Below are 19,200 nucleotides of genomic sequence, written 5' to 3'. Positions count from 1 at the left end.
GCTCTCGGCGGTCGCGCTGGCGGAAGGACGGCTGGTGGGCGACGCCTCGACCTCGAGGCCGGCGCTTGGCGAGGGTGCCGGCTTTTTCACTCCGGCGTCGATGCCTGCCAAGGGTAATTGTGCGTCACCAGCCGCCCCCACCGCTGCACCTCCGGTTTCGACGCCGTCCCCGCCTGCCGCCGCGGCACCGGCTTTGCCGTTATCGGCGCCGGCCTTGGGAACGAAGATGGACGTCAGGCCGCCGAGCCCCTCGGGGCTCTGGGCTGCTGTGGCCGTCAGCACAGTGAGCATGGCGGCGGCGGCTGCGATGGCGGTCAGCCGCACTGTCGGCTTCGGAGCATGCGCCCCGCCGTGGTGTCCGTGCCCGGGACCGTGGACGGCAGCGGCAGCCGCCTCCGGTCCCTTCCGGGACCAGCTGGCCGGCCGGACCGGCAAATGACTGCCCCCTGCGACGGGGTCCGTGGCTTCGGCTTCCGGCTCCACGGCCGCCGCGGGAGCAGCCTCCGGCAGTGCCAGTACCGCGGACACGGCGGCCCCGAGGCAGATGGAGGATTTGGGATCGGCATCGACGGCGATGGGCCGGTCCAGCTGTTCGGAGATCAGCTGCGCCACCAGCGGGATCCGGGAGGAACCACCGATGAGCAGGACGGCGGTGAGGTCTGCAGGTTCCAGCTCCAGCTGAGCCAGCGACTGTTCCAAGGCGTCTACGGTATCGCGGACCGGTTCCTCGATCAGTGCCTCGAACTCGGACCGGACCAGGCGGACCTGCTGCTGGAGGCCGGGCAGGAGCACGGAGATGCTGGTCTCGCTGTCCGAGGACAAGGCTTCCTTGGCTTCCACGCATTCCCGCCGCAGCCGGGCCAGCGCCGCGAGCACGTTGGGGTCTTCGGCGTCCAGGCCGGCCATGGCTTCGCCGGTGTTTCCGGCCACAAAGCGGAATACTGCGGCGTCAAAATCGGCGCCGCCGAGGTCCTCAATGCCTTCCGGCCGTCCCAGCACCTCGAACCGGTTGCTGCCGGTTTTGCGGAGGACAGCGGTATCGAAGGTCCCGCCGCCGAGGTCGTAGACCGCCACCGTACTGCCGTCCTCCACCCGGACCTGCGATGCGTAGTGCAGCGCAGCCGCCTCGGGCTCAGCCAGCAGCGTGACGTTTGGCAGGCCGTGGGCCGCGAGGGCGTCCCGGACCACGGACGTGCGGTGGCTGCCCCAGGCGGCGGGGTGGGTCAGGATGATTTCCGACGGCGGCTCCCCCTCCCGTTCCGCTGCCCGGTCCGCCACCCAGCGGGCCATGGTGGCAAAGACGTCTTCGGGCGGAAGGGACAACGTGCCCGCGGAAATCGGGACGGAATCGCCAATCCGGCGCTTGAACTCCCGCACCATGCGGCCGGGGGAATCGAGGCCACGGCGCTCTGCTGCCTCCCCCACCAGGATGGGGCCCTCCTCCGGGTAGTACACCACGGATGGCACAGCAGACCCGCGTAGACCCAGGGGAAGGCACTCCGGAATGGGTTTGATCCCCTGCTGAAAACGGACAACGGCGGCTGCCGTGAAACTGGTCCCGACGTCAATGGCGAGAACGTAGCTCATGGGGTACCTCAGGCATACTTGCGTTCCGCCTGCAAACTTCATCACGGGCGAACCTCACCAACGTAGCATCACCGGAGGACCGGGAACACCCCTATTGCTACATCGAATTGTTATTTGCCCGGGCCACTCCGGGCTTTCCGGAGAATCCCCTGTTCAGAGGCCCGAGTAGGAGTGGAGGCCGTTAAAGAACTGGTTCACGATGGTGAAGTTGAAGATCACGCAGAGGTAGCCCACGATCGAGAGCCAGGCCGCCCTGTTGCCCGTCCAGCCGCGGGTGGCCCGGGCGTGCAGGTAACCGGCGTAGACCACCCAGATAACGAACGTCCAGACTTCCTTGGTATCCCAGCCCCAGAAGCGTCCCCAGGCCTTCTCCGCCCAGATGGCGCCGAACATCAGCGTGAAGGTCCAGCCGATGAAGGCGATGGCGTTGATCCGGTAGGACAGGTTCTCCAGGCTGAGCGCGGAGGGCACCAGGCGCATGAAGCCGAGCTTGTCGGCGCCGCCGGCAGCCACCGTCTTCTGCCGGTGGGACTGGACCAGCTGCAGGGCGGACATGGCGAAGGTCAGCGTGAACAGCGCTGATGAGAGCACGGCGATGGAGACGTGGATGATCAGCCAGTAGCTCTGCAGGGCGGGAACCAGGTGCCCGACCGGTGTCCAGTAGGCCACAGAGGCAGCCACCAGCATGATGATGGCCAGGCCCACCACGAACGTTCCCAGGAACCGGAGGTCCCGCCGGACCAGGACCAGGAGGAACACGGCAATCGCCACGAACGCGCCGGTGGTCAGGAACTCGTACATGTTGCCCCACGGCACGCGCCCCGCGCCGAGCGCCCGGGTCACCACGCCCGCACCGTGGATCAGCGCACCGAGGACGGTCAGGGCTACCGCTACCCGGGCGGGAGCGCGGCGCTCGGCCGCATACTTCATGTCGGCGTCGGCCGTGACCACTCCCCCGGCACCGGCCGCTTTGGCCGTGGACGACGACGGCCGCTCGGCCCGGCCTGCAGGCCCGCCAAGGCGAGCCTCATCAGGGCGGGATCCGGCAGCTGAGGACTCTGCCCCTGCCCCGGCTGCTACCGGAACTTTGACTGCTTCTTCAGCCTGCGCGGCCTTGAGGTCGATGGCCCGCAGCGCCTTGCTGCTCTTGGCGAGGTCCCAGGCGAAGGCGATGAAGGCAACCGTGTAGGTGCCCGCCGCCAGCAGCATGAAGAGCTCGCTGTACTGGCCCATGGTCTCGTTGATTCCGAACGGCATTACTGGTCCTTTTCGGGCCCGGAGGGGCCTGCTGGGGTGGTTACGGAGGAAGGTTCTGCGGGCGCGTCCCCTGGCAGCCGCCATTCGGTGGAGAACAGCTTGCGGAGGGTGGCAGCCTCGGCGGCCAGGCGGTGGTCCTCACCGCGGGCCAGGAGCCCGTACTCCACCATGGTCCGGCCGTCTTCGTGGGTTCCGGTGCGGACCCACGCACGACGGCGGTTGACGTACAGGGAGAGGATCAGGCCGGCAACAGCGAGCAGCGCAAAGATCAGGGCGTACAGCTGGCCGGGATTGTGGTGGATGTCCACGCCGATGTAGCGCTTCACGCCGTCGAAGCTGATGCTGCCCTTGCCGTCCGGCAGGGTGTAGGAAGTTCCGGGCCCCAGGGTGATGCCACCGGCATCAAGGTTGCGGGCATTCAGCGGCGTCAGGTCCTCCACGTCCAGCTCGAAGACGTTCTGCGGAGCGCCGTCGTCCAGGCCAAGGTCTCCAAAGTAGGAGTTCAGGCTCAGCTGCGGGTTGAAGAGCTCCGGGTCCCCGCTGAAGGACACGCCCTCATCCGTGACGAACGCGGTGGGGAGGAAGAAGCCTGCGAAGCCCAGCTGGTCCGGCCTGGCATCGGGGACCTTGATAACCACGGACGAGTAGTAATTATCCCCTTGCAGCTTGGCCACCACGGGCCCCTGCATGGCGATGTTGCCCTCCCCGTCCCGGATGGTCACCACGGGCGCGTACCCGTTGCCGGTGAGGTAGATGCTGGTGCCGCCCAGGGTGACGGGGTCGTTCACCTTCAGGGTCTCCTGCTTGGCGGGCGCGTCCGGGTTTTCCCGTGTGGTCACGGCGGCGGCGAAGTCGATGGGCTGGCCGAACTTGCCCTGGGACTCGCGGTCGAAGGTGATGTCGAACTTGTCCAGCTGGATGGAGTACGGCTGCAGCTGGCTGGACTGGAAGTTGGTGCCCGGGTTGAACTGGTCGTAACCCACCAGGGTGTTGACGAAGGTGTCGCCCTCCACGAGGATCCGCTGGCCGCTGTAGCCGAACAGTCCTCCAATTGCCACCGAAACCAGCACGCCGATCAGGGAGGTGTGGAAGACGAGGTTGCCCACTTCCTTCAGGAAGCCGCGTTCGGCACCCAAAGACGGCCGTGCGCCGTCGTCGTCCCTCACTTCAACGCGGTAGCCGCGCTTCCGCAGCAGCCCGGCGGCACCGTGGATGGCGTCCGACGCCGGGATTCCCGCGGAGGCGGGAATGACCAGTGTGCCGTACTCGGGCAGGCGGGAGAGTCGCTTGGGGGTGCGCGGCGGCTGGGAGCGCATCGCCTTGTAATGGGCGATGGCGCGGGGCACCACGCAACCGATGAGGGAGATGAACAGCAGCAGGTAGATGGCCGAGAACCATGCCGAGGAATACACGTCGTAGAGCTGCAGGGAGTCCAGCAGCTTGCCGTAGTCCGGGTTGTCCTTGATGTACTGGGTCACCACGGCCGGGTTGGCCGGGCGCTGCGGGAAGAGCGAGCCCGGGACCGCGGCGACAGCCAGGAGCAGCAGCAGGAACAGGGCCGTCCGCATGCTGGTCAGCTGGGTCCACGCCCAGCGCAGCATTTCCTTGGGGCCCAGGGCGGGCAGCGCGGCTCCGGCCTTGGCCTCCAGGACTTTGGCGCCGGGCTCGTTGCCGCCTGCCTCGGCCGGGGACTTCTTCTCTACGTTCACACGCTCGCTCATCAGATTGGCAACTTCACGTCGGTTTGGAACCAGTACTGCAGCTCGGTCACCCAAGCTCCCCACACCCCGGTGGCCATCAGCAGGCCCAGGACCACCAGGATGCCGCCGCCGATGCGCTGGATGGCCAGGCGGTGCTTGCGGAAGAACGCCATCACGCCCATGCCACGGCGCAGGGCGAGGGCGATCAGCAGGAACGGGATGCCCAGCCCCAGGCTGTAGACGAAGGCAAGGAACGCACCCTTGGCGGCGGAGGAACCGCCGGAGAGGCTCAGCAGCTGCACGGCGGAGTAGGTGGGGCCGATGCAGGGCGCCCAGCCCAGCCCGAAGGTCAGGCCCAGCAGCGGCGCGCCCCACAGGCCTGCCGGCGGCTTGGCATGGATTTTCGCATCGCGCTGCAGCCAGCTGAAACCGCCCATGAACACCACACCCATGACGATCACCAGGAGGCCAAGCAGCTGCGTGATCCAGGCATTCTGGGAGCCCGTGATGAGGGTTCCCAACTGGCCGAAGGCACCGCCCAGGAGCACGAAGATCACGGAGAAGCCCAGGACGAACAGCCCGATGCCCACCAGCATGCGGCCACGCTTCTGCTTCTGCAGGTCTACGCCGCTGAGGCCCGTGACGTAGCCCAGGTAGCCGGGGACCAGGGGCAGGACGCAGGGCGAAAGGAAGGAAACCAGTCCCGCGAGCAGGGCCACGGGTATGGCCAGGAGCAGCGAGCCGCTCAGGATGGTTTCGGCGAAGGGACTGTTCACGGGTCCGCTACTCTGCCACGGCTGCGGCGATGAGGGCCTTGAGGGTGCCCTTTTGGATCTCCCCCAGGACGCGGGACGCCACGCGCCCCTCCTTGTCCAGCACCAGCGTGGTGGGTACGGCCCCCGGCGGGACCAGTCCGGACACGGCGAGCAGGACTCCGCCGTCCTTGTCGTCGAAGCTGGGATAGGTCAGGTTGAACGTCTTGTCGAACGCCTCGGCGGTGGCCTTCTCGTCGCGGAGGTTGACGCCGAAGAACTGCACGCCCTGGTCCCTGAACTCCTGGTGGAGCTCCTCCAGGATGGGCGCTTCAACCCGGCACGGGGCGCAGGCGGCGAACCAGAAGTTCAATACCGTCACCTTGCCCTGGAAATCCGCCGGTGCCACTGCCGTGCCGTTGAAGAGCGTGCCGTTGATCTGGACGGCCGATTTGCGGTCCGCCGCGGCGAACTCCGTGACGGAACCGTCCCCGGCCACATAGTTCTTGTTGTCCCCGGCCTTCGCCTGCTGCGCCAGGGCGTCCTCCTGGGCGCAGCCGGACAGGCCCATGGTCAGGGCGGTCAGGGCCAGGCCACCGGCAGCGAGGACGCTGCGGCGGGAACTGACAGGCCCTTTGCCTGCCGGGGTGTTCCTGAAATTGCTGTCGGTCACTACTAGGCTCCAGGGGTGCTGGCGGCACCGGGAAGAAGGGACGCCGCTGGTTCGCTGTACTGGACGCGCAGGAGCGTACCGTCGTCGTCGAACACCAGCGACGTGATGGATGTCAGGGTGCATTGGCGCTTCCGCGGGTCATGCCACAGCGGCTTGCCCTCGGCGTTGAGGCGGGTTGCCCAGATGGGAAGCTGGTGGCTGACCATGATTGCCTCGGGGCCGGCCGAGCCGAAATCGCCGTCCGCAAGTTCGATGGCGCGAAGACGGGCTTCCTGGACTGCCGCCATCACCCGCGAGGCCTGCTGCTTGTACGGCTCGCCCCAGGACGGGCGCAGGGGGTTGACCAGCCGGGGCCAGTGCTTGGGCCGGCGCAACTCGGCCTTGCTGACCTTCATGCCCTCGAAATAGTTTTCGGCCTCGATGATCCGCTCATCGGTGTGGATTTGCAGGCGCAGCGCCTCCGCGGTGGGAGCCGCCGTTTCCTGGGCCCGGTCCAGCGGCGAAGCGGCCAGGTAGGTGATCCGGGCACCGTTTTCCACCCGCTGCCGAAAGTGCTCGGCGAGCATGCGGGCCATCTCCCGCCCAAGTTCGGACAGGTGGAATTCGGGCAGCCTTCCATACAGGACGCCGTCCGGATTGTGGACTTCGCCATGACGGAGCAGATGGACAGTGGCTTGGGGCATGTTTACCAGTTTCTCAAAGATGGCGTGCGATCCGAAATCTTCCGCACATGCTTTCTACAAAGAGTAGAACTGAAGTTTTTGAAGAAATGTTCCGAAGGCGGGAACAAAAGATGCAAATGCATGTTTATACTGGATGCAGCAAGATAGTTGAGGCTTCAACAGATGAAGCTTCAACGCAACGTCCCCGGCACGCAAGAATCAAGGAGCATCACCATGGCACTTCCCGCAGACATCACCACCGGCACCTGGACCCTCGACAACTCCCACAGCGAGATCGGCTTCACCGTCCGCCACGCAGGCATCAGCAAGGTCCGCGGCCAGTTCACCGAAGCCGCCGCCACCCTGCAGCTCGCGGAGGATGTGGCCGATGCCAGGATCGAGGCCACCATCAACACCGCCAGCTTCAACTCCGGCGACGCCAACCGCGACGGCCACGTCAAGGGCGAGGACTTCTTCGACGTGGAGAAGTTCCCGGAAATCTCCTTCGTCTCCAACGGCCTGGTCGCCAAGGGCAACAGCTACGAACTGAACGGCGACCTCACCATCAAGGGCGTCACCCGCCCGGTGACACTGGAGACCGAATTCAACGGCGTGGCCGTTGACCCGTTCGGCAACACCCGCGCCGGTGTTTCCGCCGAGACCACCATCAGCCGCAAGGACTTCGGCCTCACCTGGAACGCCGTCCTGGAAACCGGCGGTGTCCTGGTCAGCGACAAGGTTGCCATCAACCTGGAACTGGCGTTCATCGCTCCCGCCGCGTAAGCAGCCCCCCGGAACAACCTCCGGCACCGGCCAATGGCCCGGCGCCGGAGGTTTCCGTATTAATGGCGTCCGTCGTCCCGGCCTGCCCAATCAAGCCGTCGCCCCTTGCACGGGAGCAGTCCTGCCCACCGAGCCTCGGCCTGACACCGCCGGGCGGGACTACAGTGAACGCCATGACCAACTCTTCCCGCCTGCCGCAGAGCGGCTTGGGCGTGCTGTTTTCAGTCGCCGGCCGGCCCGTCGAAATTAAGGTCTCATTCTGGATCTGGTTTGTGGGCGGGGTCCTTGCCGTGATGGGCGGGCTCCTGGGGATGCTGGCATCCCTGGTGCTCTTTGCCGCCGCGCCCGCGGCCGCTGCAGCCGTCGTCGCCCTGATGCTGCTGGCCGCCGCCGTTGGGGCCGCGCAGATGGTCTTCGCCGTCAAGATGAAAGCCGGCCGGAACTGGGCGCGGGTGGCCCTGACGGTGCTTGCCGGGATCACCCTGGTCCTGGCCGGAGTTAATACGGCATCGGGCATGGGGCAGGGTGCCGGAAACTGGACAGCCTTCCTGGTCAGCCTGGCGGCAACAGTGCTGATGTGGCTGCCGAATGCGCAGGCCTGGTTCGCCGCCGCCGCGGCGCGGAATACCTCGGCAGAATGACCCACAAGGCGCCAGCCCGGGGGTACGGTGGACTTAAGCCTTGCTGGGGGTCGGCGCAGGACCGGTCCCGGCAGCCTCCCTGGAATCCGACCTGCAGAAGGACCGCTCATGAGCACTCCTCCAGTCCCGCCGCCCGTACCCAACGATGACCAGTCCGGAAACCAGCCCGGCAACCAGCCCCGCTACGGTGAAAACGCTCCGCAGTACGGGCAGAACGCACCCCAGTACGGGCAAAACCCGCCGCAGTACGGGCAGAACGCGCCGCAGTATGGTTCCCAGCCGCCGTCGGCCCCGCAGTACGGACAAAACGCACCGCAGTATGGGCAGAACCCGCCGCAGGCTCCCGGCTACGGCCAGCAGCCGTTCGGCCAGTCGTCCTACGGCCAGTCCCCGTACGCCCAGTACCCGTCGGAGCAGCCGCAGCCTTCCGGCGCCAATGGCGTGCCCCAGCTCGTTAACATCTCCTTCTGGCTGTTGATTGCGTCCGCGGTAATCTTCGTGGTCTCCCTGCTGACGGGCCTTACCCAGCTGGACGACCCGCTGTTCCGCCAGACCTTCGAGGACCAGATGGAAGCCGGCGGCGCCACGGGAGTCACGTACGAGGACATTAAAGGCATCATCGCCGGCACCCTGATGGTGTTCGCCATCATCGGCGCAGGCCTGTACCTGCTGGTGGCCTTCTTCGTCCGCAAGGGCAAGAACTGGGCCCGCATCCTGGGCACGGTGTTCGCGGCCCTGTCCATCTTCGGGCTGTTCGGTCCACCCACCATCGGAACCCTGGGCACCCTGCTGGGGATCGCCGCCATCGTCCTGCTGTACCTGCCCGCTGCTGCTCCCTATTTCCGCAAGCAGCAGCCGTTCGCCAACCCGTACGGCGGCGGCTTTGGAAACCCGTACGGCCGGTAATACCTGCTAACGAAAGCGGCCCGGGAAGCGCAATGCATCCCGGGCCGTTTTCTGTACCTACGCAGTCTGCCCCGGAGCCTGCGCCCGCTGCGCGTGGTAGGCCAGGATCTGCAGTTCGGTGGCCATGTCCACCTTGCGCAGATTGACCCCTTCGGGAACCTGCAGCATGACAGGGGCGAAGCTCAGCACGCTGTGCACGCCGGCGGCCACCACCCTGTCGCATACGTCCTGGGCCACGGCCGCCGGGAGCGCCAGCACCACCATGTTGGCTCCGGTGCGGTGCAGGACCTTTTCCAGGTCCGCAACATCGCTGACGCGCAGCCATCCCACTTCGTTGCCCACCACCATCGGGTCCGCGTCAAAAATGGCCACGACGTCGAACCCGCGGGATTCGAAGCCACCGTAGCGTGCCAGGGCCTTGCCCAGGTTGCCGGCGCCGACTATCGCCACTTTCCAGTCGTGGGTGAGGCCGAGGGCAGCAGCGATATGGCGGCTGAGGTACTGCACCTCGTAACCCACTCCGCGGGTGCCGTAGGAGCCCACATGGGACAGGTCCTTGCGCAGTGTGGAGGAGCTGACGCCTGAGGCTTCGGCGAGGGACTCGGAGGAGACGCGCTCCACTCCGTCGGCAAGCAGGGTGTTCAGGGCGCGCAGGTAGAGCGTCAGCCGGGCCACGGCTGCGGGCGGAATCTGTTTGGCCGGGGTACCCGCGGCGTCCGGAAGATCCGGGACAGCCTGTGGAGTCGAGTCCAGCGAAGTCACCAGCCCCTCCCTTGAGTCGCGTTGTGACTCCACTCTAGAGCCCTCCCGCCGGTGCCCACAAAGCAGGTGCAATCAAGCGCAACGCTCCCCCGTTTACTGTGCCATGGCGCGCTGGAGGACGCGTTCCAGGCGGGCTTCGTCGATCTTCCAGAAGTCGCGCTGCACCCCGTCCACCAGCACCACCGGTATCTCCTCCGCGTAGCGGTCCCGCAGCTCCGGCTGCTGGTCCACCAACTCTTCCGTCCACTCAAGGCCCAGCGAGGCAGTGACCCGCGAAACGGCGTCGCGCGCTTCCTCGCAAAGGTGGCAATTGGCTTTGGTAAGGAGGACGACGCGGGGGATGGCCATGGCTTAACCGTAGCCCCGTTCGCGGTGCCGGGCACGCCGACGGCTTCGTCCCACTGGATTGACTAGACTCGAGTCCATGCCCGAGGAGAAGTACGTTGCCGTAGTCACCAAGCCGGTTGCTGCGCCACAACCGGGCGAGGCGGCCTTCTTCGACGTCGACAACACGCTCATGCGCGGGGCCAGCCTGTTCCACGTGGCGCGCAAGATGCACCAGCGCGGCGCCTTCACCATGGCCCAGGCCGCCGGCTTCGCGTGGAAGCAGTTGAAGTTCATGGCGCGGGGCGAGAATATCGACGACGTCCATGCCGTCCGTGATTCCGCCCTGACACTGGCCGCCGGCATCACCGTCGATGACATCAAGGCATTGGGCGAGGAAGTCTACGACGAGATGATCGCGTCACGGATCTGGCCCGGAGCCAAGGCGCTGGCAGAGCAGCACCTGCGGGTGGGCCGCCGTGTCTGGCTGGTCACGGCCACCCCCATCGAAGTGGCAACGGTCATTTCCACCCGCCTGGGCCTCACCGGCGCGCTTGGCACGGTGGGCGAAATATCGGAGGGCATGTACACCGGCCGCCTGGTGGGCGACATCCTGCACGGGTCCGCCAAGGCCGTGGCCGTCCGGGCCATCGCCGACGCCGAGGACCTGGACCTCAAGCGCTGCTGGGCCTACAGCGATTCCTATAACGACATTCCACTACTCTCGCTGGTTGGCCATCCCGTTGCGATTAATCCGGACGTCCGGCTCCGCCGCCACGCCCGCGACAACAACTGGCCCGTCTACGACTTCCGGGCGGGACGGCGCGCCGCAACGTTCGGCCTCAAGGCAGCCACCGCCGGCGGGGCGGTCTACGGCCTGTGGAAGGGCTTCGCCCGCATCCGCGGCCCGCGCATCTAGGTAGCCGAGAACAAAGAAATGCCCGCCGCCTGGAAGGCGACGGGCATTCACGCTGTTCGAAGTATTGCTACTTCTTGTTGCGGCGCTGGTGACGGGTCTTGCGAAGCAGCTTGCGGTGCTTCTTCTTGGCCATACGCTTGCGACGCTTCTTAATTACTGAACCCACGAAAGTTCCTTACAAACTAGATGCAGTACCTGCCTGCTGGAACGGGTCCGTGGACGAAGCTACGAACTGAACAACTGACAGATTCTTACAATGACGTAAATCGTTCCTTAACAGGGTACCGCCTATCCGGAGCGGCCTTTGACAGGCCTCCTCAGCCGGTCTCGGTGTGGCCCTCCACCACAGCACCCTTGAGGTACTGCTCGACGGCGTTCTCAGGGACCCGGTAGGAGCGGCCAAAGCGCACCGCGGGCATTTCACCGGAGTGCACCAGGCGGTACACAGTCATTTTGGAGACGCGCATGACCTGGGCTACTTCAGCCACGGTGAGGAACTTCGCGTTGGAGAAGTTCTGTTCCGACATTTCCCTATTCCTTTGCTGACGGATGGACAACAGTGACCCCAGGTACATGCCAATGCGGTGTTCCGATGCTGAGCCATCCACCAACCACTTACCTAGATACTCTAGATGTTCCTGTGGCAGATGTGAAAGTAGTGCGCTCCCCTATTTCACCGCACGCCGCTTCCGTGCAGACGCCGCCAACTGGTCCAGGACCGATGCGGTCACGTCCCACTCCATGCAGGCATCGGTGACGCTCTGGCCGTACACCAGCTCGTCCCGGCCCGCCGCGTGCCCGGCAACATCCAGGTTCTGGGCCCCGCCCACCAGGAAGCTCTCCAGCATGACGCCGGCAATGGCCTGGGCGGAGGTGCCGCCATCCTCAAGCTGTGCGCCGATTTCGAGCGCCACCTCTGCCTGCCGGTGGTGGCTCTTGCCGCTGTTGGCGTGGCTGGCGTCCACGATCAGCCGCGGGTTCAGCTGCTTCCCGGCCAGCTTCGCCGAGGCGGCTTCGACGTCGGCTGCAGAGTAGTTGGGGCCCTTCCGCCCGCCGCGCAGAATCACATGGGTGTCCGGGTTGCCGGCAGTAGCCACCAGCGCCGCCCGGCCTTCGCCGTCGATGCCCAGGAATGCCTGCGCCGCCGCAGATGCACCGCAGGCATCGATGGCCACCTGGAGGTCGCCGTCGGTCCCGTTCTTGAAGCCGATGGGCATGGACAGGCCGGAGGCGAGCTGCCGGTGGATCTGGCTTTCCGTGGTGCGCGCCCCGATGGCGCCCCAGGAGATCAGGTCCGCCATGTACTGCGGGCTGATGGGCTCGAGGAATTCGGTGGCGGTGGGCAGCCCCAGGGCTGTGACCTGCTGCAGGAAGTGCCGGGCTGTCCGCAGGCCGGTGACCATGTCGTGGCTGCCGTCCAGCCGGGGATCGTTGATCAGGCCCTTCCAGCCCACGGTGGTGCGGGGCTTTTCGAAGTAGGCCCGCATGACGATCAGCAGGTCTGCCTTGTGCTTCTCGGCCTGGCTGACCAGCCGGCGGGCGTATTCGAGCCCTGCCTTGGGGTCATGGATGGAGCAGGGGCCGACGATGACCAGCAGGCGGTCGTCAACGCCGTCCATGATGGCGCGGACTTCATCGCGTCCGCGTTCGACGACGTCCGCCACGCGGGCGTCCAGGGGAAGTTCTGCGATGAGTTCGGAAGGGGCGGGCAGCGCAGTGAATTCGCTGACCCGCAGGTTCGAGGTGGATTTTGCGGCTGCTGCTGTTGCGGTGCTCATGTTCGGGTCCTGTTCCAGATGGGAAGCGGGCCCAGTTCAGAACCCGCCGGAGAAACGGCGAAGGGCAGAGAATGATCTCTGCCCTGTTGGCTCTGAAGGTGGTTGGATGCGTGTCAGTTAGACGCGGGCCCCTCCAGAGCCAACGAAAAATACGCATACCAACGGTTAGTCATGGGAAAGACCATAACCCCGCCGGACAGGACTGCAAAATCGGCTGCGTCACATTCCACCCCAGCTAGCGTGATTCCTGCAGGCCTGCCACCAGCTCCGCATGTCTCTTATCGGTGAGGCGGTACCAGTACATTGCTGCCGCTGCTGCCAGGGTCAGTGCACCGGGCAGCAGTCCCGCGGCGGCTCTGATGGCAAAGAGGGCAGCGTCCGACTGCGCCGCAGCCGCTGACGCATAGCCGCCCCAGGCCAGGGAGAAGGCCACCACTCCCCCGCCGAAGCCCATGCCCAGCTTCCGGGTTGCCGCCAGGAGCGCATAGTTGATGCCCTGCACGCGCACGCCGGTCTTCCACTCGCCGTACTCCACCGTGTCGGCAATCAGAGCCCAGGTCACAATGCCCACCGACGCGGACGACAGCATGGCCAGCACGATGCCTGCAACGGCAAGCCACGGCAGGGTTGCCGGAACCAGGAAGACCAGCAGGCCACCCAGTGCCCCGGTGCAGCCGCCGGCCGCGTAAACAGCTTTCTTGCCCCACCGGGCCACGATGCGCGGCATCACGACGGCGAGCGCCAGGGTGATGGCAACCTGCGCGGCCGCCATGACCGGAAACAGGTCCACCCGGGACAGGACATCGCGGAGGTAGAAGAACTGTGCGGCTCCGGTGGCGCTGGCGCCGGTGACGAACAGCACCGAACTGACGCAGAGGACCACCAGCGGGGAATTGGCTTTCAGCGCGCCCACACTTTGGAGCAGCGTAATGGTGGGAACGCTGCCGGCGATCCGTTCCCGGCAGGCAATCCCGGTGAACGCGTACAGCCCTGACCCCACAGCCGCGAAAACCAGCGTCATGACCGTGAAGATCTCCTGCATGTCCCCGCCTGCGCCGAGCAGCGGGGCAACGAAGAAGCCAAGCGTTGCCCCCACCGACAGACCGCCGATGGTCCGGGCCCCGGCCAGCCGGGCCCGTTCCCGCGGGTCCTGGGTCATGGCTCCCACCAGGCAGCCGTAGGGCACGTTCACCAGGCTGTAGGCCAGGCACACCAGGCCGTAGGTGCAGTACGCGTACAACAGCTTCACCCCAGGGTCCGCCTCAGGGACGTGGAAAACCGCCGCACTGAGCAGGAGCGGGATGAAGCCGAACATCAGGTAGGGCCGGAATTTGCCCCACCGCCTGCTGTGCACGCGGTCCACGATGCGTCCGGCGGCAATGTCCGTGAAGGCGTTGAACACCCGCGCCACCACCAGCAGGGTCCCGGCGGCAGCGGCGCCAATTCCTGCCACGTCCGTGTAATACACCAGCAGGAACATGTTCGCGGTGCTGATGATCATGCTGTTGGCGGCGTCGCCTGCCCCGTAGCCCACAATGCCGAGCCTGCTGAGTTGTTTCATGTGTTCCCGTCCCTGCCGCCGGAAACCGTTTTCTCACAGCCGCAGAAAGGAACTTACCCCAGAATCGTCCGCAGAAACAGGAACCGCCGGATCCGCGGCGTTTGCCGGCGGATTGCTACAACCGTGTGAGCTGCGGGGCGAAGACCTGGAGCGGGCTGCTGGCCGCCACCAGGGCGCGCAGTTCGGCCAGGCCGCCGGTCACCGCACCGGCCGCCCGCGCCTGGACCAGGACGTTGCCAAGGGCGGTGGCTTCAACCGGTCCGGCCACCACTTTCCGGCCCGTCACATCTGCTGTGAGCTGGCAGAGCAACTGGTTCTGCGAGCCGCCGCCCACCACGTGCACCGCTTCCACGGCACGGTCCGCGAGCTTCTCGGCGTCACGGATCGTTCGGGCATAACCGGCGGCGAGGCTGTCCATGATGCAGCGGGTGATGGCCGCCGAGTCGTCCGGCAGGACGTCGCCGATCCGGCGGACAGAGGCCCGGATCCGCTCCGGCATGTTGTCCGGGGCAATAAAGTACGGATCGTCCGGGTTGATCTGCGGTCCGCCCGGCGGCAGCGCCGCGGCAGCCTGGAGCAGCGCTGGAAGCCCAGGACGGAACCCTTCCGCTGCCCAGGTACGCTGGCATTCGCTCAGCAGCCAGAGGCCGCCCATGTTCCGCAAGTAGCGGATGGTGCCGTCCACGCCGCGTTCATTGGTGAAGTTCGCCTCGCGGCTGGCCTCGGTCAGCACAGGATGCTTCAACTCGAGTCCCACCAGGGACCACGTGCCGGAGGAGACGTAGGCGAAGTCCTCTTCCTGGGCCGGGACGGCGGCGACGGCGGACGCGGTGTCGTGCGAGCCGACCGCCACCACCGTCGTGTCCTGCGGCAGCCCCAACTGGCCGGCAATCTCCGGCAGCAGGGTTCCGAAGGTTTCCCCGGGCTGGATCAGCGGCGGGAACAGGTCCCGCCGCAGGTCCAGGGCAGCGAGGAACTCGGTGGCCCATTCCCCCGCCACGGCGTCGAACAGTCCGGTGGTGGAGGCATTGGTAGCCTCGGTCCGCCGGGCGCCGGTGAGGAGGAAGGCGATCAGGTCCGGGATGAGCAGGGCCTGCAGGCCCTCCAGGTTCTTCTCGGTGGCGAGCTGGTAGATGGTGTTGAACTGCAGGAACTGCAGCCCGGTGGTGCCGTAGAGGCGGGCCGGGTCGAGCTTGCGGTGCACGGGTTCGACGGCGGCGCGGCTGCGGTCGTCGCGGTAGCTGAAGGGCTGGGCCGTGAGCTCCCCGGCGCTGTTGACCAGCCCGTAATCCACGGCCCAGGTGTCGATGCCGATGCTGGCAATCTTTTCGCCCCGCGCCGCGGCGGTGGTGGCGGCTGCCCGGAGCCCTTCAAGCACCTCGGCGAAGAGGGCGTCGAAGTCCCAGCGGAGGCCGCCGTCGATCTCCACCACGCCGTTGGGGAAGCGGTGGACCACCTCGAGCTGCACACCGCCGTTGCCGACCCGGCCCAGGATGACCCGGCCGGAGGAGGCGCCGATGTCGACGGCGGCAAACAGGTTGCCGCCGTCGGCGTTCGAAACGTGCCCGCTCATCGCAGGAAGGCTGCGGCCACTCCGGCGTCCACGGGGATGTGCAGGCCGGTGGTGTGGGACAGTTCATTGCTGGTGAGCACGGCGGCGGCGTTGGCCACGTGCTCGGGCAGGACCTCGCGCTTGAGCAGGGTGCGCTGGGCGTAGTACTCGCCCAGCTTCTCCTCGTCCACGCCGTAGACCGCTGCGCGCTTGGCACCCCAGCCGCCGGCGAAGATGCCGGAGCCGCGGACCACGCCGTCGGGGTTGATGCCATTGACGCGGATGCCGTGCTCGCCCAGTTCGGCGGCGAGCAGGCGCACCTGGTGGGCCTGGTCGGCCTTGGTGGCGGAATACGCGATGTTGTTCGGGCCCGCGAACACGGAGTTCTTGGAGGAGATGTAGATAATGTCCCCGCCCAGGCCCTGTGCAATCATCACCTTGGCCGCGGCCTTGGCCACCAGGAACGAGCCCTTTGCCATGACGTTGTGCTGCAGGTCCCAGTCCTTCTCGGTGGTTTCCAGCAGCGGCTTGGAGATGGAGAGGCCGGCGTTGTTGACCACCAGGTCCACGCCGCCGAACGCCAGAACGGCAGCGTCGATCGCGGCAGCCACCTGGGCTTCGTCGGTCACGTCGGCCTGGACGCCGACGGCGACGTCCGGCCCGCCGAGCTCCTCGGCCACCTTCTGCGCGTTCTCAAGGTTGAGGTCGGCGATGACCACGCAGGCGCCTTCCGCGGCGAGGCGGGTGGCGATGGCCTTGCCGATTCCCGACGCCGCACCGGTCACCAGGGCGATCCGGGTGGCGTGGGACTTGGGCTTGGGCATCCGGGCGAGCTTGGCTTCCTCCAGCGCCCAGTACTCAATCCGGAACTTCTCGGATTCCTCGATCGGGGCGTACGTGGAGATCGCCTCAGCGCCGCGCATCACGTTGATCGCGTTGATGTAGAACTCACCGGCAACCCGGGCGGTCTGCTTGTTCGCGCCGAAGGAGAACATACCCACGCCCGGGACCAGCACGATGGCCGGGTCCGCGCCCCGCATCGCCGGGATAGCAGGGCCCACGGCCGCAGGGTCCCCTGGCCGAGCTTGCGAGGTTAGGGAGCGGCTGGGGACGTGGCGGTCGTAATAGGCCTGGTAGTCCTCGCGGTAGTCGGCGTGCAGCTCGTGCAGCCGGGCGATGGAGTCCTCCACCGAGGCGTCGGCGGGCAGGTCCAGGATCAGCGGCTTGACCTTGGTGCGCAGGAAGTGGTCCGGGCAGGAGGTGCCCAGGGCGCCCAGGCGCGGGTGTTCGGCAGCTTCGAGGAAGTCCAGGACGACGGCGTCATCGCTGAAGTGCCCCAGCTGCGGCTTGTCTGTGGAGGCCAGGCCGCGGATCACCGGTGCCAGCGCTGCGGCCTTGGCACGGCGCTCCGCCTCGGGCAGCGGACCGTAGCCGGGCAGCTTGGGCCCGAAGGGCTCGGCCTTGCCGTTCTCGCGGATGTACTTTTCGGCCTGGTCGATGATCCACAGCGAGTTCTGCTCGGCCTCCTCGCTGGTGGCGCCCCAGGCGGTGATGCCGTGGCCGCCCAGGATGGTGCCGATTGCCGCCGGGTTGGCGTCCTTGATGGCTGCGATGTCCAGGCCCAGCTGGAACCCGGGGCGGCGCCAGGGAACCCAGACCACTTTGTTGCCGAAGATCTTGGTGGTCAGCGCCTCGCCGTCCACCGCGGTGGCGATGGCGATGCCGGAATCCGGGTGCAGGTGGTCAACATGCGCGGCGTCCACCAGCCCGTGCATGGCGGTATCGATCGAGGGGGCCGCGCCGCCCTTGCCGTGGAGGCAGTAATCGAAGGCGGCCACCATCTCGTCCTCGCGGTCCACGCCGGGGTAGACGTTCTTCAGGGCGTTCAGCCGGTCCAGCCGCAGCACCGCGAGGTTTTCGGCCTTCAGGGTGCCCAGGTCCCCGCCGGAGCCCTTGACCCAGAGCAGCTGGACGTCCTCGCCCGTGACCGGGTCCTTCTCGGTGCCCTTGGCGGAGGTGTTGCCGCCGGCGAAGTTGGTGTTCCGCTTGTCCGCGCCCAGGCGGTTGGAGCGTGAGATCAGGTCTTCAACAGTCTTGTTCATGCTTCTTATGCGCCCCATCCGGCTTGCTGGCCGCCCACGCGGTCCTCGTTGATCTTCTTCTGGTAGCCGCTGGCCTTGAACGCCGCCAGCGGGTCCGCGGGCAGGCCTCGGGATTCACGCCACTCAGCCAGGACCGGGCGGACGTCGGTGTAGAACGCGTCGTTGAACACAGCGTTCGCTGCCAGCACGTCGCCGGCGCGCTGGGCTTCAGTGAGGGCTGCGGTGTCCACCAGCAGGGCCCGGGCCGTCATTTCCTGGACGTTCAGCACCGAGCGGATCTGGCCCGGAATCTTCTCCTCCAGGTTGTGGCACTGGTCCAGCATCAGGGCAACCCCGGAGTCCTTGCCGAAGCCGCCACCCCGGATCACCTCGTACATGATGCGGAAGAGCTGGAACGGATCCGCCGCACCCACGATCAGGTCGTCGTCGGCATAGAAGCGCGAGTTGAAGTCGAAGGAACCCAGCTTGCCCAGGCGCAGCAGCTGCATCACGATGAACTCGATGTTGGTGCCCGGCGCGTGGTGGCCGGTGTCCAGGCAGACGAACGCCTTCTCCCCCAGCGCGAGGGTCTGCGCATAGGAGGTGCCCCAGTCCGGAACATCGGTGTGGTAGAAAGCCGGCTCGAAGAACTTGTACTCCAGCACCAGGCGCTGCTCATCGCCCAGGGCGGCGTAGATCTCCTGCAGCGACTCGGCCAGGCGGTCCTGCCGGCCGCGCATATCATCCTGGCCCGGGTAGTTGGTGCCGTCCGCCAGCCAGATCTTGAGGTCCTTCGAGCCGGTGGCATGCATGATCTCGATGCAGTCCAGGTGGTGCTCAATGGCCCGGCGACGGACCGCCTCGTTGGAAGAGGTCAGGGAACCGAACTTGTACTCGTCATCCTGGAAGGTATTGGAGTTAATGGTGCCCAGGCCCACGCCCAGGCCAGCCGCGTACTCCTTCAAAGCGGCGTAGTCGTCCACCTTGTCCCACGGGATGTGCAGCGCCACCGTGGGGGCCAGGCCGGTCAGTTCATGTACCTTCGCGGCATCGGCCAGCTTCTCCTGCACGGTCCGCGGGGTGCCGGGCGTGCCGAACACCTTGAACCGCGTGCCCGAATTTCCATAGGCCCACGAAGGGACCTCGATGGCAAGCTCCCCGAGCCTGCCCAGCGCCGTTGCTACGTCATTCATGATGGTTCTTCCCGGTGTCTTGTTCTGTGGTCTGTTGGGTGCATCCCCGCTGCCGGGGCTGCCGCTTGC

19 protein-coding genes are annotated in these 19,200 nt (G+C 66.6%); 4 read left to right on the top strand and 15 right to left on the bottom strand.

Features of this window, described 5'->3' with window-relative positions:
- From AC5RTT_RS10660 to AC5RTT_RS10635, 6 genes are all read right to left on the bottom strand, one after another.
- On the bottom strand, positions 1 to 1,587 hold a 1,587-nt coding region (locus AC5RTT_RS10660; RefSeq protein ID WP_494145164.1), incomplete at its 3' end, for an Hsp70 family protein.
- 153 nt (positions 1,588 to 1,740) lie between these two features.
- A complete protein-coding gene (ccsB, locus tag AC5RTT_RS10655; RefSeq protein WP_494010002.1) occupies positions 1,741 to 2,844 on the bottom strand; it encodes a c-type cytochrome biogenesis protein CcsB in 1,104 nt (367 codons plus the stop codon).
- On the bottom strand, positions 2,844 to 4,565 hold the full coding sequence (gene resB / locus AC5RTT_RS10650; protein WP_494145163.1) for a cytochrome c biogenesis protein ResB: 1,722 nt from the start codon (positions 4,563 to 4,565) through the stop codon (positions 2,844 to 2,846). Before resB ends, ccsB begins: the two co-directional genes overlap by 1 nt.
- Positions 4,565 to 5,320, bottom strand: a complete 756-nt coding sequence (locus AC5RTT_RS10645) for a cytochrome c biogenesis CcdA family protein (RefSeq protein ID WP_494145162.1) — start codon at positions 5,318 to 5,320, stop codon at positions 4,565 to 4,567. Before AC5RTT_RS10645 ends, resB begins: the two co-directional genes overlap by 1 nt.
- 7 nt (positions 5,321 to 5,327) lie before the next feature.
- Positions 5,328 to 5,867 carry a TlpA family protein disulfide reductase gene (locus AC5RTT_RS10640; RefSeq protein WP_494145165.1) on the bottom strand — a complete coding sequence of 180 codons (540 nt, stop codon included), beginning with the start codon at positions 5,865 to 5,867 and terminating at the stop codon, positions 5,328 to 5,330.
- Positions 5,868 to 5,971: 104 nt separating this feature from the next.
- Positions 5,972 to 6,652, bottom strand: a complete 681-nt coding sequence (locus tag AC5RTT_RS10635; protein ID WP_494145161.1) for a histidine phosphatase family protein — start codon at positions 6,650 to 6,652, stop codon at positions 5,972 to 5,974.
- A 213-nt stretch (positions 6,653 to 6,865) separates the two neighbouring features.
- On the opposite strand from AC5RTT_RS10635, the gene AC5RTT_RS10630 reads away from it, so the two are divergent.
- The 3 genes from AC5RTT_RS10630 (at position 6,866) to AC5RTT_RS10620 (ending at position 8,961) form a co-directional block, all read left to right on the top strand.
- Complete coding sequence (locus tag AC5RTT_RS10630; protein WP_494145160.1) at positions 6,866 to 7,414, top strand: YceI family protein; 549 nt, start codon at positions 6,866 to 6,868, stop codon at positions 7,412 to 7,414.
- 173 nt (positions 7,415 to 7,587) lie between these two features.
- Positions 7,588 to 8,055, top strand: coding sequence for a hypothetical protein (locus AC5RTT_RS10625; protein WP_494145159.1), 468 nt, complete (start codon positions 7,588 to 7,590; stop codon positions 8,053 to 8,055).
- 108 nt (positions 8,056 to 8,163) lie between these two features.
- Positions 8,164 to 8,961 carry a hypothetical protein gene (locus AC5RTT_RS10620; protein ID WP_494145158.1) on the top strand — a complete coding sequence of 266 codons (798 nt, stop codon included), beginning with the start codon at positions 8,164 to 8,166 and terminating at the stop codon, positions 8,959 to 8,961.
- 57 nt (positions 8,962 to 9,018) lie between these two features.
- Here the strand turns inward: AC5RTT_RS10620 and AC5RTT_RS10615 are convergent, their stop codons facing one another.
- Positions 9,019 to 9,723, bottom strand: coding sequence for a redox-sensing transcriptional repressor Rex (locus AC5RTT_RS10615; protein WP_494145157.1), 705 nt, complete (start codon positions 9,721 to 9,723; stop codon positions 9,019 to 9,021).
- Between the two features lie 93 nt (positions 9,724 to 9,816).
- Positions 9,817 to 10,071 (bottom strand): glutaredoxin family protein, encoded by a 255-nt coding sequence (locus tag AC5RTT_RS10610; RefSeq protein ID WP_494145156.1) that lies wholly within the window; start codon positions 10,069 to 10,071, stop codon positions 9,817 to 9,819.
- A gap of 76 nt (positions 10,072 to 10,147) precedes the next feature.
- On the opposite strand from AC5RTT_RS10610, the gene AC5RTT_RS10605 reads away from it, so the two are divergent.
- Positions 10,148 to 10,966 (top strand): HAD family hydrolase, encoded by an 819-nt coding sequence (locus AC5RTT_RS10605; RefSeq protein ID WP_494009994.1) that lies wholly within the window; start codon positions 10,148 to 10,150, stop codon positions 10,964 to 10,966.
- 67 nt (positions 10,967 to 11,033) lie between these two features.
- Here AC5RTT_RS10605 and AC5RTT_RS10600 read toward each other — a convergent pair whose 3' ends face one another.
- The 7 genes from AC5RTT_RS10600 to rhaI form a co-directional block, all read right to left on the bottom strand.
- Positions 11,034 to 11,132 carry a 30S ribosomal protein bS22 gene (locus AC5RTT_RS10600; RefSeq protein ID WP_003792170.1) on the bottom strand — a complete coding sequence of 33 codons (99 nt, stop codon included), beginning with the start codon at positions 11,130 to 11,132 and terminating at the stop codon, positions 11,034 to 11,036.
- A 151-nt stretch (positions 11,133 to 11,283) separates the two neighbouring features.
- The gene (locus tag AC5RTT_RS10595; RefSeq protein ID WP_494145155.1) at positions 11,284 to 11,493 is read right to left on the bottom strand and encodes a helix-turn-helix domain-containing protein; all 210 of its coding nucleotides are present in this window, start codon (positions 11,491 to 11,493) and stop codon (positions 11,284 to 11,286) included.
- Positions 11,494 to 11,634: 141 nt separating this feature from the next.
- On the bottom strand, positions 11,635 to 12,744 hold the full coding sequence (locus AC5RTT_RS10590) for a 3-deoxy-7-phosphoheptulonate synthase (protein ID WP_494145154.1): 1,110 nt from the start codon (positions 12,742 to 12,744) through the stop codon (positions 11,635 to 11,637).
- A gap of 235 nt (positions 12,745 to 12,979) precedes the next feature.
- Complete coding sequence (locus AC5RTT_RS10585) at positions 12,980 to 14,305, bottom strand: glycoside-pentoside-hexuronide (GPH):cation symporter (RefSeq protein ID WP_494145153.1); 1,326 nt, start codon at positions 14,303 to 14,305, stop codon at positions 12,980 to 12,982.
- Between the two features lie 115 nt (positions 14,306 to 14,420).
- Complete coding sequence (locus tag AC5RTT_RS10580; RefSeq protein ID WP_494145152.1) at positions 14,421 to 15,878, bottom strand: rhamnulokinase; 1,458 nt, start codon at positions 15,876 to 15,878, stop codon at positions 14,421 to 14,423.
- The gene (locus AC5RTT_RS10575; RefSeq protein ID WP_494145151.1) at positions 15,875 to 17,959 is read right to left on the bottom strand and encodes a bifunctional aldolase/short-chain dehydrogenase; all 2,085 of its coding nucleotides are present in this window, start codon (positions 17,957 to 17,959) and stop codon (positions 15,875 to 15,877) included. Before AC5RTT_RS10575 ends, AC5RTT_RS10580 begins: the two co-directional genes overlap by 4 nt.
- A 5-nt stretch (positions 17,960 to 17,964) precedes the next feature.
- Entirely contained in the window at positions 17,965 to 19,131 is a 1,167-nt protein-coding gene (rhaI, locus tag AC5RTT_RS10570) for an L-rhamnose isomerase (protein ID WP_494145150.1), read from the bottom strand.
- Positions 19,132 to 19,200 lie beyond the last annotated feature (69 nt).

The organism is Arthrobacter sp. Y3221157 (genome assembly GCF_059089865.1).
This window is presented reverse-complemented; position numbering and strand designations above follow the sequence as displayed.

Bases quoted from the DNA above. Each gene is read 5' to 3' on its own strand.
- ccsB (WP_494010002.1), bottom strand. From the start codon at position 2,844: ATGCCGTTCGGAATCAACGAGACCATGGGCCAGTACAGCGAGCTCTTC.
- resB (WP_494145163.1), bottom strand. From the start codon at position 4,565: ATGAGCGAGCGTGTGAACGTAGAGAAGAAGTCCCCGGCCGAGGCAGGC.
- AC5RTT_RS10640 (WP_494145165.1), bottom strand. From the start codon at position 5,867: ATGGGCCTGTCCGGCTGCGCCCAGGAGGACGCCCTGGCGCAGCAGGCG.
- AC5RTT_RS10635 (WP_494145161.1), bottom strand. From the start codon at position 6,652: ATGCCCCAAGCCACTGTCCATCTGCTCCGTCATGGCGAAGTCCACAAT.
- AC5RTT_RS10630 (WP_494145160.1), top strand. From the start codon at position 6,866: ATGGCACTTCCCGCAGACATCACCACCGGCACCTGGACCCTCGACAAC.
- AC5RTT_RS10625 (WP_494145159.1), top strand. From the start codon at position 7,588: ATGACCAACTCTTCCCGCCTGCCGCAGAGCGGCTTGGGCGTGCTGTTT.
- AC5RTT_RS10620 (WP_494145158.1), top strand. From the start codon at position 8,164: ATGAGCACTCCTCCAGTCCCGCCGCCCGTACCCAACGATGACCAGTCC.
- AC5RTT_RS10610 (WP_494145156.1), bottom strand. From the start codon at position 10,071: ATGGCCATCCCCCGCGTCGTCCTCCTTACCAAAGCCAATTGCCACCTT.
- AC5RTT_RS10605 (WP_494009994.1), top strand. From the start codon at position 10,148: ATGCCCGAGGAGAAGTACGTTGCCGTAGTCACCAAGCCGGTTGCTGCG.
- AC5RTT_RS10595 (WP_494145155.1), bottom strand. From the start codon at position 11,493: ATGTCGGAACAGAACTTCTCCAACGCGAAGTTCCTCACCGTGGCTGAA.
- AC5RTT_RS10590 (WP_494145154.1), bottom strand. From the start codon at position 12,744: ATGAGCACCGCAACAGCAGCAGCCGCAAAATCCACCTCGAACCTGCGG.
- AC5RTT_RS10585 (WP_494145153.1), bottom strand. From the start codon at position 14,305: ATGAAACAACTCAGCAGGCTCGGCATTGTGGGCTACGGGGCAGGCGAC.
- AC5RTT_RS10580 (WP_494145152.1), bottom strand. From the start codon at position 15,878: ATGAGCGGGCACGTTTCGAACGCCGACGGCGGCAACCTGTTTGCCGCC.
- AC5RTT_RS10575 (WP_494145151.1), bottom strand. From the start codon at position 17,959: ATGAACAAGACTGTTGAAGACCTGATCTCACGCTCCAACCGCCTGGGC.
- rhaI (WP_494145150.1), bottom strand. From the start codon at position 19,131: ATGAATGACGTAGCAACGGCGCTGGGCAGGCTCGGGGAGCTTGCCATC.